The following is a 12615-nucleotide window of genomic DNA, read 5'->3' on the forward strand; positions in this document are numbered from 1 at the left end:
GCCCGGGGCGCTCGTAATCCGCCGACCGACACGCCTCGGGTGGCAAGATTTAACCCTCCGTTCTCCGGTGATTGATTATGGACTTTGCGGCACAGGCGGATGTTACCCGGGAGACGTTCTGGACGATTAGTCCGGTCGGCGAGGCGCTCTTCTACGGCCTCGCCGCCATCGCGTCGCTCGTGTTCCTCTACGGGGTGTACGAGCGGTTCGCGCGATACGCGCGCGGCGGCGAGGACCCGTTCGACCGGCTGTCGGACCTGCCGGGGCGGACGGTTCGGGCGGCGAAAGTGGTGTTCTCCAACGAAAAGCAGTTCAAGCGCGACCGGTTCGCCGGCGTGATGCACGCGTTCATCATGTGGGGCTTCCTGACGCTCCTCATCGGGACGACCATCCTCGCCATCGACATCGACGTGTGGCGGCGAGTGACGGGCAGTTCCTTCTTCGTCGGCGACTTCTACCTCTCGTACTCGTTCGTCATGGACCTGATGGGGCTGTTGTTCGTCGTCGGCGTCGGGATGGCGCTGTGGCGGCGCTACGGGGTCCGACACCCGCGGCTGTGGGGCAAACACACCGGCTTCGAGGACGCCGCGTTCGTCTGGACGCTCTTTTTCCTCGGCGTCGGCGGCTACGTCCTCGAAGGTATCCGCATCGTCGGCACCGAGTTCCCCGAGTTCGAGACGGTGAGCTTCGTCGGCTACTTCGTCGCCCTCGTGTTCGACGCCGGAGGCATGAGCCAGGGCCTCGCGCAGACGCTCTACTGGTTCGGCTGGTGGTCCCACGCGCTCCTCGCCTTGGCGTTCGTCGCGGCCGTCCCCTACGCCAAGCCCCTGCACATGCTCACCTCCTTCGCCAACATCGTCACCGCAGACGAGAAGGCGGGCACGCGCCTGCCGAAAGTGCCCGCGGACACGCCGCCGGACGAAATCGGCTACGTCTCCGAAGACGACTTCTCGTGGAAGGCGATGCTCGACATGGACGCCTGCACGAAGTGCGGCCGCTGTACCGACGCCTGCCCGGCGAAGGCCTCCGGCCGCAACCTCGACCCGCGGGACGTGATTCTCGACCTGAAGACCTACCGCGAGTCGGTCGACGCCGGCGGCGACTCCATCGACATCGTCGCGGACGGCGGCACCTCCGTCGTCGACGCCGAATCGATGGAGTCCTGCATGGCCTGCATGGCCTGCATGGACGCCTGCCCGGTCGATATCGAGCACCTGACGCACTTCACCGAGATGAACCGCCGGCTCACCGAGACGGGCCAACAGCAAGAGCCGGTCCAGGAGGCGATGATGAACATCTTCCAGAACGGCAACGCCTTCGGCGACCCACAGCGCAAGCGGCCCGACTGGACCGACGACCTCGACTTCGAGGTGCCCGACGCCCGCGACGAGTCGGTCGAGTTCCTCTGGTACGTCGGCGACTACCCCTCCTACGACGAGCGCAATCGCGCCGTCGCCCGCTCGATGGCCCGTATCTTCGAGGAAGCGGGCGTCTCCTACGGCATCCTCTACGAGGACGAACAGCACGACGGCAACGACGTGCGCCGCGTCGGCGAGGAGGGTCTCTACGAGATGCTCGTCGAGGACAACGTCGCCGCCATGGCCGACTGCGAGTTCGACAAAATCGTCTGCACAGACCCCCACTCGTACAACACGTTCAAAAACGAGTACCCGGAGATGGACGACTCGTTCGACTACCCGGTGTACCACTACACCCAACTGGTCGAGCGCCTCGTCGGCGACGACCGCCTCGGTCTCGCGGGCGACGAACTCGCCGCCCAGACGGTGACGTACCACGACCCGTGTCACCTCGGCCGGTACAACGGCGAGTACGAAGCGCCCCGCGAGGTCATCCGCGCGACCGGCGTCGAACTCGCCGAGATGCCGCGCAACCGCGACCAGTCGTTCTGTTGCGGCGGCGGCGGCGGCGGCCTCTGGATGGACCACGAAGAGGAGTCGAAGCCGTCCGAAGAGCGCCTGCGCGAGGCGCTCGACGACACGACCGGCGGCGTCGAGCGGTTCGTCGTCGCCTGCCCGATGTGCGCGACGATGTACGAAGACGGCCGCAAGACCGGCGACTACGAGGAAGACATCGACATCGTGGACATCTCCGAACTCGTCGTGGAGGCGCTCGACGCGAAGGCCGCCGCGACGACCGAGACGGGGACGGACACGACGCCCGCGTCGGCCGACTGAGTCGGCGGCGCGGCTGTTCTGTTCTGTTCTGTTCTGTTCTGTTCTATCCTATTCTATTCTATTCTAAGTCCAAGCGGTCGATGGACTCGCGGATGACGCCCGCCGACTCCCGGAGCGCCGCCGTCTCGGCCTCCGAGAGGTCGAACTCGTGGACGTCGCGGACGCCGCGTTGGTTGACGGTACACGGGAGGCTCATGTAGACGTCGTCGACGCCGTGTTCGCCCGAGACGAGCGTCGAGACGGTGAGGATGGAGTTGTCGCCGCCGAGGATGCGCTCGGTGGTCGCGGCCACGGAGCGCGCGACGCCGTAGTTCGTCCGCTCCTTGCGCTCGATGATTTCGTAAGCGGCCTCGCGGACCTCCTCTTCGACGCGGGCTTTGAGCGCGTCGACGTCGTCGACGCCGTGGCTGGTGGCGTACGACTCGAACGGGATGCCGCCGAGGTTCGCCGAACTCCAGACGAGGACCTCGCTGTCGCCGTGCTCGCCGACGACGTAGGCGTGGACGTTCGCCGGGTCGAGGTCGAACTCGCGGCTGAGCGAGTGGCGGAACCGCGACGTGTCGAGGACGGTGCCGGAGCCGATGACGCGCTCGGCCGGCAGGTCCGACACCTTCCACGTGACGTACGACAGCACGTCCACGGGGTTGGTGACGATGAGCATCACGGCGTCGTCGTTCAGCCCCTCGGTAATCTGCGGAATCATGTCGGCGAAGATGTCGGCGTTCCGCTCCATCAGGTCGAGGCGCGTCTCGTCGGGCTTCTGGCTGGCTCCGGCGGTGACGATGACCACGTCGGCGTCCCAGCAGTCCTCGTAGTCGCCCGTCCGGACGCGGACCGGCGACGTGAAGTACGCGCCGTGGTTGAGGTCCATCGCCTCGCCCTCGACGCGCTCTTCGGCGATATCGACGAGGATTATCTCGCCGACGAGACTGCTCTCCATCAGCGCGAACGCCGTGCTCGACCCGACTGCGCCGGCGCCGCCGACCACCGCGACCGTACCTTTGCCGCGCTCAGTGCTCATACCCGTCGTTCGGCCGAGCGGTTGATAAAAACAGAGCTCCGTTTCGGAGAACTGGGAATACTACTTTTGTACCAGATTATAATTTGTTAGATACGGGTCGATGATGACACATTTTTCGAAAATAGTGAATACGGAGAGCGGTCGACCCCGCGTGCGGTGGCTCGTCGGTCGGCGGCTGGTGAGCCTATTCGCGGTCGTACTCTTTCTTGAAGCCGCGGAACTCGGTCCGGTGGGCCTCCTCGTCGGCGAGGATGGTCACGGCGAGGTCCTCGGTGACGGGGTCGTTGGCCTCCTCCGCGGCGTCGATGAGCGCGCGGTAGGTCTCGATGGCGTCCTCCTCGGCCGTGAGGACGCCGTTGATGACCGCGAGCACGTCCGTGCTGTCCTCCGGGGGCTGGAGGTCGTGCTGGCGCGCCTCGAAGGACGCCGAGCCCGGCGGCTGCTCGTCGAGTTGTTTCAGCCGGTTGCCCAGCTGCTCGGCGTGGGTGAGTTCCTCCTGAATGTCAGTCTGGAGGGACTCTTTTATCTCCTCCGCCCGGACGCCGTCGAGGACGATGGAGTTCGTCATGTAGTTCATCACGGTCTCGATCTCGTCCTGATAGGCGCGCTTCAACAGCGCGGTTACGTCCTCAGACATAGCGACTTCGTATTGACGCTCTGGCAACAAATAGCTGTTCGCCGCGGCGAGGCGGGCGGCCGGCCGAGGCGTCGGCGTCGGCGAAAATCAGCGTGCGAGACGGGTCGGCGGCGCGAAGTTCAGTCTTCGAGCGCGACGAGTTCGACGACGTAGCCGTCGGGGTCCTTCACGAACGCCGCGCGGGCGTTCACCGGGTCGATGTCCACCGGCGGCTTCACGACCTCGGGCGACTGCGCCTCGACGATGTCCTCGAAGGCGCGGTCGGCGTCGGCGACCTCGACGGCGACGTGGTCGATGCCGGCGGGTTCGACGCGCGCCGCCGAGGTGGGGTCGTACTTGAACTGCAGTTCCATGTCGGTGTCGTCGCTGCCGACGTAGACGTTCCGGACGCCGTCGAGTTCGAACTCGTTGGTCTGTTCGAGGCCGAGGTCGGCGTAGAAGTCGAGCGTGGCGTCGATGTCCGAGACGACGAGGGCGGTGTGGATGAGACCCATGGCCGACGCGACGCGGCGGGGAGAGATAACGTCTGGTCTTCGTGTCAGGCCTGCCGCGAGGCGTCCACGTCGATGGCCTCGACGGGACAGATATCGACACAGAGCATGCAGTCGATACACTGGTCTTCGTTGGTCGGTTCGACCTTCTGCTCGCTCACCGGGTGGTCGGGCGTGTCGACCCACGTGAACACGTCCACGGGGCAGTTTTCGAGGCACGCGCCGTCCGCGAGACAGATGTCGTAGTCGACGGCGACGTGGGTGCCGTGGATGCCGAGTTTCTCCGGCGGTTCGACGGGCCCCCAGACGGCGACGCCGTTTTCCTCGCCCGCTCGCTCCCGATTCTGGTCGAAGTTCGAGTCGATAGCCATTGCCGGGCGTTGGCCGTACCGCGTACTAAAACGTCCGCATCTGCGACGTCAAAAATCGGGGACGGTGTCGGGGTCGAGAGTTGTTTTGGAGTCGGGTCGAGGTCGGAATCGGAGTCGGTATCCCGACCGATACCGGAGGCGTCAGCGACGAACCGCGAGGAAGGCGGCCGCGAGGAGCGCGATGACCGCGAGCACGGCGCTGAAACCGGGGACGACGGTGTCACTAGTACCGGTCGTCTCGGTCGTCGCCGAGGCCGACGCGTTCGTCGTCGTCTCAGTCGTCTCGTCCGCCGTCGTGGTCGTCTCGGTGTCGGTCGATTCGGTCGTCTCGGCCGGTTCGGTCGTCGTCTCCGCCGCCTGGAGCGAGAGCGTCGCCGTGTCGGTCGAGTTGTTCGTCGGGCCGAGCGCGAGCGAGTAGTCGCCCGCGTCGAGCGTCGCCGGGAGGGTCTCGGTCGTCTGCGTCGCGTTCACCGAGTCGTTGCCGGCGGCGGCGAGGTACGACGAGGCGTTCGCCTGTCCCGCCGTCGAGGTGTTCAGTTCGAGGGTGACGTTGCCGTCGCGGTCCTCGTCGACCACCGTCGCGTTGACGGCGAAGTTCACGTCCTCGCCGCCGATGCGGAGCGGGACCGTGTTGTTGTCGCCGGCCAGCGCCGCGGACGTGTTGTTCGCATCCGACGCGCCGGAGAGCGTGATGGAGACCACTTCGCCCTGTTCGGCCGTGTACGCGTCGTCTGTGAACTCGTAGTGGCCCGAGGCGGCGGCCGCGGGCATCACCGCCGCCGCGAGGACGGCGGCGACGAGGAAGGTCGTCGTCAGGAGTGTGCTTCGATTGGAGGGTCGCATCGCCCGCCAGTTTTCAGAGCCCGAATAAGTTATTTTCTATATCGTAATGTTAAACGATAATCAATATCGCGCAGTCCGGAAGGGGAGAGAGCCACGAACCAGTCGCTCGGGGCCTCGGAATCGAAAGGAAATCAGCGAACTGAGCGTCGGTCGGGCGACTATACCCGCGCGGCCTCGATGTGTTCGAGGACGCGAGAGATGTGGTGGTCGTCCCGGGCGGGCGCCTGCTTCCGATAGGTTCGGAGGGCGTCTACGAGATAGTCGAGTTCGGCGCTGTCGAAATCTTCGTCGCCGGCCTCGACCCGCGCGAGCAGGCCGGGGGCCGGTGTCGGCTCTTCGTCTGCATCGACCGCCCGCTCGATGGCGTCGAGCAAGGCGGCGTGGACGACCCACGTCTCTTCGCGAGAGAGGTCGAGCGCCGTCGGACGGTCCTGGGCCGATGTGGTCATTGTGGGGCCTCTATCGTATCCTATGGGCGGGGAGATATAAATGTATGTGTACTGTTGTCATGCGTCACGCACAACAGCGAAAGCCGCCGGGGCGTTCGCTCCCGAGGTCTATTCGAATGCTTCGATTCCCGTCAGGTCAGCGCCAAGAACGAGCGTGTGGATGTCGTCGGTCCCCTCGTACGTGTAGACGGTCTCGATGTTCTCCATGTGGCGCATCGGCGAGTAGTCCGTCGTGATGCCGTTGCCGCCGAGCATCTCGCGGGCGGTTCGGGTCACCTCGCGGGCGACGCGGACGTTGTGCCGCTTCGCCATCGACACCTGCTGGTGTCGCAGGTCGCCGCGCTCTTTGAGGTCGGCGAGGCGGTGGGCCATCAACTGCGCGTTCGTGATTTGGGTCGCCATCTCCGCGAGTTTCCCCTGCTGGAGTTGGAACCGCGCGATGGGGCCGCCGAACTGGTCGCGGTCCTTCGCGTACTGACGGGCGTCCTCGAAGGCGTCGCGGGCCGCGCCGACGACGCCCCACGCGATGCCGAACCGCGCCTGCGTGAGACACGAAAGCGGCCCCTTCATCCCCTCGACGCCGGGGAGCACGTCCGCCTCGGGGACTCGCACGTCGTCGAGGCCGATTTCGCCCGTGACCGACGCGCGCATCGAGAGTTTCCCCTCGATTTTGTTCGTCGTCACCCCGTCGCGGTCGGTCTCGACGAGGAAGCCGCGAACTGGCGACCCCTCCGCCGACACGTCGCGCGCCCAGACGACCGCCACGTCGGCGATGGGCGAGTTCGTAATCCACGTCTTCGAGCCGTTGAGGACGTAGCCGTCGGCGTCGCGCTCGGCGCGGGTCTCCATCCCCGACGGGTCGGAGCCGTGTTGCGGTTCGGTCAGGCCGAAACAGCCGACCGCCTCGCCCGACCCGAGCTTCGGGAGCCATCGCTCCTTCTGCTCGTCGGAGCCGTAGGCGTGGATGGGGTAGATGACGAGCGACCCCTGCACGCTCGCCATCGACCGGAGGCCGGAGTCGCCGGCTTCGAGTTCCTGCATCAGGAGGCCGTAGGCGCGCTCGCCGAGGCCGGGGAGACCGTAGCCGTCGAGGTTAGGCGCGTAGAAACCGAGTTCGCCCATCTGCGGGATGAGTTCGGTCGGGAACGTCCCGGCCTCGTAGTGCTCGCCGATGTCGGGTTTGACCTGCTCGTCGACGAAGCGGCGGGCCTCGTCGCGGACGAGTTTCTCTTCGCCGGTCAGGTCGCCCTCCAATTCCAGATAATCGAGCATGATAGACTCTGCGCCCGGCGCGGTGAAAAGCGATTCGCTCGGTCGAGATTCGCGGGGGATTGGAGCCCGAAAAGTCGGAGACGAAAGCGGGGTAGACGCGACTCGGCAGCGGCTCGATTACGACTCGAAAACGGCTCGTGACCGTCGAACCGCTCAGGCCGCCGATTCGACCGAGCCCGCGTTCGTCCGGTTCACGTAGGTGATGAAGTTGTCGAACAGGCGCTTGGCCTCGCAGGCGGCGGCGTAGTTCTCCGGCGTGATGCCGTCGATGACCGAGCGAATCCGCTCGTCGGGGAGGAAGTCCTTCTGCCTCGCGATGGCCTCGGCGGTGTCGGTGTCGTACTCGGGGTGGAACTGGACGCCGAAGGCGTGGCTCCGGCGGAACGCGTGGACGCCGAACTCGTTTTCCGCGAGGAGTTCCGCGCCCGGCGGGAGTTCGGTCACTCGGTCGCCGTGGGAGGTGAAGACGGTGAAGCGCTCGCCGATGCCGGCGAGGATGTCGTTCCCGTCGTCCGGGCGGGTCCGCTCGATTTCGTTGTAGCCGAGTTCGAACTCGCCCATGTCCTCGACGGTACCGCCGAGGGCCGCCGCGACGACCTGGTGGCCGAAACAGACGCCCAAGAGGGGAAGACCGCGCTCGTCGGCGTCGGCGACCCACGACACGAGGCTCCGAATCCACGCCTCGTCCCAGTAGACCGACGACGACGACCCGGTAATGACGACGCCGTCGTAGTCGAAGTGGTCGGGAAGACGGCCGTCGGTGACGTCGAACTCGACGAGGTCGGCGTCGAGTTCGCGCCTGAAGTTTCGTGACGTGCTCGAATCGCCGTGGGAGGCGTCCAAGAACGCGAGTCGCGGGCGAGTCATCGTGGAGAGACAGTCGGTGTGGCTCTAAAGAAGTTGCGCCCGGAACGCTCTCTGCCGGCTCCTGGGACGGGGCGCGTCGGCGGCGACAGCGGGGAGAACGCCCCCGAGCGCCGCTCAGTCGTCGTCGAGCGATTCGAGGAAGGAGACGAGCGCGTCGTTGACGAGGCGCGACCGCTCGACGGTGACGAGGTGGCGCGCGCCCGCGAACGACTCGAACTCGCCGCGCGGGAGTCCCTCGGCCAGCGCGCGGCCGCCTTCGACCGGCCAGACCGGGTCGTCGCCGCCGTGGAGGACGAGCGTCGGGACCGTCACCTCGTAGAGCGGGCCGGCGTCGTAGTCGGCGACGGCGGCGGCCTGTGCGGCCCACGCCTCGGGGTCGGCGTCTTCGCGCCCGCGCCACGAGACGAGTTGCTCGACCACGTCCGGCTGTTCCGCGCGGAACTCCTCGGAGAGCGCCGGCGCGAGCGACTCGCGGAGCGCGGCCGGGTCGTCGGGCGCGGCGGAGAGCGGTTCGGGGTCGATTTCCGCTCCCGAGGCGGCGGTGCCGACGAGGACGAGGCTCCGAACGCGGTTCGTCGTCCGCGCGGCCTCCAGCGCGACCAGTCCGCCGAGGCCGAACCCGACGAGATGAGCCTTCCTAACGTTCGCGTCCGCGAGGACGGCCACGAGGTCGGAGACGAGCGTCTCGACCGAGTACGGCCCCGCGGGCGCGTCGGAGCGGCCGGCCCCGCGGAGGTCGGTCACGAGGCTCTCGTAGGGACCGGCGACGGCGGCGTGCTGCCAGCCCCACTGCCACGCGCCGTAGCCCGCGTCGCCGACGAAGGCGACCGTCTCGCCGTCGCCCTCGCTGTCGTAGTACAGTTCGACCCCGTCTGCGACTGCCGTGGGCATACCGGAGGCTCGGCGGGCGAGCGACTTAGGGCGTCCGTCTCGCGGACGCGAAACGAGCGAAAAGGAACGCGAACGCGAACTCGGGTCGGTCGCGCGACCGGGTCAGGCGTTCAGAACCGCGCGAAGCACGTCGGGAGCCTCGTCGAGCGCGTCGTCGAGCGCGTCCACGTCGGGACCGCCGCCCTGCGCGAAGTCCGCGGGGCCGCCGCCGCCGCCGCCGACCTTCCCGGCGAGTTGGCCGACGACCTGCCCGGCGTTGATGCCCACGCCGTCGGGGACGCCGACGACGAACTGGGCGCTCCCGCCCGCTGCGGAGCCGAGGACGGCCACCTTCCCCTCCTCGACCAGCGCGTTCGCGGTCGCGCGGAGTTCGTCCGCGTCGCCGTCGAGGTGCTGGACGACGGCGGGCGTGCCGTCGATGTCGATTTCGTCCGCCCCGGCCGCGGCGCGCGCCTCGGCGAGTTCCGTCTTCAGGCGGTCGATGGTCTTGCCGCGCTCCTTCCACTCGGTGAAGAAGCGCTCGGCCGTCTCGGGCACGTCCGCGGGGTTCACGTCGAGCACGTCGGCCGCGCCGTACAGCGCGTCCTCGGTGCGCTGGGTGGCCTCGATGGCCGCGTCGCCCGCCGCGAAGACGACGCGCTCGACGCCGTCCTGCACGGGCTCCGTGGTCAGCACCTTGATGGCCCCGATGTCGCCGGTGCGCTTGACGTGGGTGCCGCCGCAGGCCTGCACGTCGGTGCCGACGTGGATGAGGCGAATCTGCTCGCCCGGCGGGATGCCGCCCTGATAGAGGTCGAAGCCGTGTTTCTTCTCGGCGTCGCGGCGGTCCGGCCACTCCTGTTTGACCGGGATGTTCCGCATCACGATTTCGTTGGCGACGCGCTCTATCTGCTTGACCTCCTCGCGGGTGATGCGCTCGTAGTGGGTCACGTCGAGCCGCGAGCGGTCGACGCCCTTCGACGCGCCGGCCTGCCGGATGTGGTCACCGAGGACCGTCCGGATGGCGTGACCGATGACGTGGGTCGCCGTGTGGTGGCGCATGAGCCGACGGCGGCGCTCGGCGTCGAGTTGGCCGCGGACGAACTCGCCCTTACCGGGGTCCTCGTCGGTGCGGTGGAGCACCACGTCGCCCACGATTTGCACGTCGGTCACCTCGACCGTCGTGTCGTCGGTGGCGAGCGAGCCGTGGTCGGCGGGCTGGCCGCCGCCTTCGGGGTAGAACATCGTCTGGTCGAGGACCACGTCGTAGCCCTCCTCGCGTTCGAACACGTCGAGGACGACGGCCTCGAACTCGGTGCGCTCCTGGTCGTCGTAGTAGAGCTTGTCCGTCGCCGGCAGGTCGCCGAGACGGTCGTCGCGCTCCGCGGCCTCGCCCTCGCCGTCGACCTGCTCGTGACGGTCGGCGACGAGCGAGTAGAAGTCGTCGGGGATGTCGACGGTCGCGCCGCGCTCCTCGGCGATTTCCTGCACCATGTCGGGCTGGATGCCGTGGGAGTCGTACAGCTCGATGAGTTCGTCGAGCGGGATGGGCTCGTCCTTGCCGGCGTACTCGTCGGCGAGCTGCTGGACCTTGCGGGAGCCGCGTTCGAGCGTCTTTCTGTACTTGCGCTCCTCGCTGCGGACGATGTCGCGGATGGTGTCGCGGTTCTGGTAGTCGAGGCGCTCGGCCTGCATGTCCACGAGCTCGTCGAGCGGGGCGTCCACGCCGAGGTTGTCCACGAGGCGCTTGGTGCGCCGGAGGACCATGCGGGCGAGGTAGCCCGTCCCGACGTTCGAGGGGACGATGCCGTCGCCGAACATGTACGCGAGGGTGCGGCAGTGGTCCGCGATGGCGTAGATGTCCTCGAGCGGGCGGAGCAGCGCGGTGAGTTCGGCCTCGTCGACGCCGAGTTCGCCCGCGACTTCGGCGCGCGCGGTTGCGAGGTCGTCGATTTCGTCGATGTCGAGGTGGCCAGAGAGCTTCGCCGCGCGGTGGATGAGTTCCTCCTCCTCGTCGGTGTGCTCGATGCCGACGTTGTCCTTCAGGAACTCTATCATGTCGGGGTAGACGGCCTCGTACACCGTCGGCGTCCCCTGCGACACCCACGTCCACCGTTCGAGTCCGTAGCCGGTGTCGACGATGTAGGTGTCCATCGGCGAGTAGGTGTTGCCGTCCTTGAGTTCGTAGTCGCCCTCCGGGTCCTGCTTCATCGACATGAAGACGAGGGTGGCGAGTTCGGCACCGCGGTAGAGGACTTCGAAAGCCGGACCGGCGTTGCCGCCGCCGACCCACGGGTCCTCGATGTAGGTGATTTCGGAGATGTCCGCGCCGAGCGACTCGAAGAACTCGTCGCAGAGGCGGACCGTCTCGTCCTTCCAGTAGACCTCGCCCTCGTAGGCGTACTTGTCGCCGGCCTCCTCGCGGGCGTTGAACGCGTGGTGGGCCATCATCTCGAACGCCATCGTGTGGCGGCCGGTCTTGCCCACGTTGTCGATGTCCTGCATCCGAATGCAGGGCTGAGAGACGGTCAGCGGGTTGGCCGGCGGCGGCGTCTCGCCGGACGTGACGAGCGGCTGGAAGTCATAGATAGATGCCTGCGTCAAGAGCACGTCGTCGCGCCAGCGGTTCGCGGCGACCGGGTAGGGGTCGATGCGCTCGTGGTCGTGGTCCTCGAAGAAAGAGAGGAACTTCTCGCGCATCTCTTCGAGGGTGTACTCCTCGTCGAAGCCGGGGTTGTCGATGAAGGTGTAGTCGTCGGCGGGCGGTTCACCGCAGGTCTCGCGGTCGGGGTCTCGTGTCCAGAAGTGGACGCCCGTCACGGGGCATTGCTTCCGGTAGAAGCCCTCCTCCTCGAAGTAGTCGAGGCGGTACTCCGCTTCGAGTTCGCTCATTGCCAAACTCTGGTCTACCGTCGGGTAAAACAGTTCCGGGAAATGGACGCAGACGCCCGATTCCCCTCAATTTCGCCCGCACGGGCCGCGTCGTTCTTTTCCCTCCCGAACGAACGAGGAGTATGGAACTCGCCTCGCTCCGACGGCGGCCGGCGGTCGAACTGCTCGCGTGGGTCGTCCTCGCGCAACTCGCGGGCGTGCTCGGGAGCGTCTTCACCGTGACCGCAATCGGGTCGTGGTACGCGACGCTCACCCGCCCGTGGTTCGCCCCGCCGAACTGGGTGTTCGGCCCGGTCTGGGTGACGCTGTTCGCCCTGATGGGCGTCGCCGCGTGGCTCGTCTCCCGGCGCGACAACCCCCGCCGCGAACGGGCGCTCGCCGTCTTCGTCGGCCACCTCGTCGTCAACGTCGCGTGGTCCGCGGCGTTCTTCGGACTGCAGTCGCCCGCGCTCGGCCTCGCCGTCATCGTCGTCCTCCTCGCGGCGATTCTGGCGACGATGCGCGAGTTCGCCGCCGTCGACCGGCGCGCGGCCGGCCTCCTCGTCCCGTACCTCCTGTGGACGTGCTTCGCCACCGCGCTCAACTACGGCTTCTGGTCGCTAAACTGAGCAGTCGACCGGGCGACTCCCGCCTCGACGCCGTGTACTGCCAACCTCGGCGCGTTCTTGGGTATTGAAAACATGCCGCAACGATTATAGTTCTCGTTA

The 12615-nt window shown here is 67.2% G+C and carries 12 protein-coding genes; 2 read left to right on the plus strand and 10 right to left on the minus strand.

The features are described from left to right. Positions 1–77: 77 nt before the first annotated feature. Complete coding sequence (locus tag AUR65_RS02985) at positions 78–2195, plus strand: (Fe-S)-binding protein (protein WP_058568311.1); 2118 nt, start codon at positions 78–80, stop codon at positions 2193–2195. A 58-nt stretch (positions 2196–2253) separates the two neighbouring features. Here the strand turns inward: AUR65_RS02985 and AUR65_RS02990 are convergent, their stop codons facing one another. The 10 genes from AUR65_RS02990 to alaS all read right to left on the minus strand — a co-directional run bounded on the left by AUR65_RS02990 (position 2254) and on the right by alaS (position 11908). Next, positions 2254–3216, minus strand: coding sequence for an L-lactate dehydrogenase (locus tag AUR65_RS02990; protein WP_058568312.1), 963 nt, complete (start codon positions 3214–3216; stop codon positions 2254–2256). A 184-nt stretch (positions 3217–3400) separates the two neighbouring features. Then, positions 3401–3853 (minus strand): ferritin-like domain-containing protein, encoded by a 453-nt coding sequence (locus tag AUR65_RS02995; RefSeq protein WP_004045327.1) that lies wholly within the window; start codon positions 3851–3853, stop codon positions 3401–3403. 119 nt (positions 3854–3972) lie between these two features. Then, positions 3973–4347: a VOC family protein gene (locus AUR65_RS03000; RefSeq protein WP_058568313.1), complete on the minus strand. Its 375-nt coding sequence runs from the start codon at positions 4345–4347 to the stop codon at positions 3973–3975. Between the two features lie 44 nt (positions 4348–4391). Further along, positions 4392–4715, minus strand: a complete 324-nt coding sequence (locus AUR65_RS03005) for a 4Fe-4S dicluster domain-containing protein (RefSeq protein WP_058568314.1) — start codon at positions 4713–4715, stop codon at positions 4392–4394. Positions 4716–4856: 141 nt separating this feature from the next. Next, positions 4857–5558 carry a DUF7827 domain-containing protein gene (locus AUR65_RS03010; protein WP_058568315.1) on the minus strand — a complete coding sequence of 234 codons (702 nt, stop codon included), beginning with the start codon at positions 5556–5558 and terminating at the stop codon, positions 4857–4859. Positions 5559–5716: 158 nt separating this feature from the next. Continuing rightward, positions 5717–6007, minus strand: coding sequence for a DUF7853 family protein (locus tag AUR65_RS03015; RefSeq protein ID WP_058568316.1), 291 nt, complete (start codon positions 6005–6007; stop codon positions 5717–5719). Positions 6008–6115: 108 nt separating this feature from the next. Further along, positions 6116–7279: an acyl-CoA dehydrogenase family protein gene (locus AUR65_RS03020; RefSeq protein ID WP_058568317.1), complete on the minus strand. Its 1164-nt coding sequence runs from the start codon at positions 7277–7279 to the stop codon at positions 6116–6118. A gap of 153 nt (positions 7280–7432) precedes the next feature. Further along, entirely contained in the window at positions 7433–8146 is a 714-nt protein-coding gene (locus tag AUR65_RS03025; RefSeq protein WP_058568318.1) for a type 1 glutamine amidotransferase, read from the minus strand. A gap of 114 nt (positions 8147–8260) precedes the next feature. Then, complete coding sequence (locus tag AUR65_RS03030; RefSeq protein WP_058568319.1) at positions 8261–9037, minus strand: alpha/beta fold hydrolase; 777 nt, start codon at positions 9035–9037, stop codon at positions 8261–8263. A 102-nt stretch (positions 9038–9139) separates the two neighbouring features. Further along, positions 9140–11908, minus strand: coding sequence for an alanine--tRNA ligase (gene alaS / locus AUR65_RS03035; RefSeq protein WP_058568320.1), 2769 nt, complete (start codon positions 11906–11908; stop codon positions 9140–9142). Between the two features lie 122 nt (positions 11909–12030). Between alaS and AUR65_RS03040 the strand changes: the two genes are divergently transcribed. Beyond that, the gene (locus AUR65_RS03040) at positions 12031–12516 is read left to right on the plus strand and encodes a TspO/MBR family protein (protein ID WP_058568321.1); all 486 of its coding nucleotides are present in this window, start codon (positions 12031–12033) and stop codon (positions 12514–12516) included. Positions 12517–12615: the final 99 nt, after the last annotated feature.

This window comes from Haloferax marisrubri (assembly GCF_001469875.2).
GTDB lineage: Archaea > Halobacteriota > Halobacteria > Halobacteriales > Haloferacaceae > Haloferax > Haloferax marisrubri.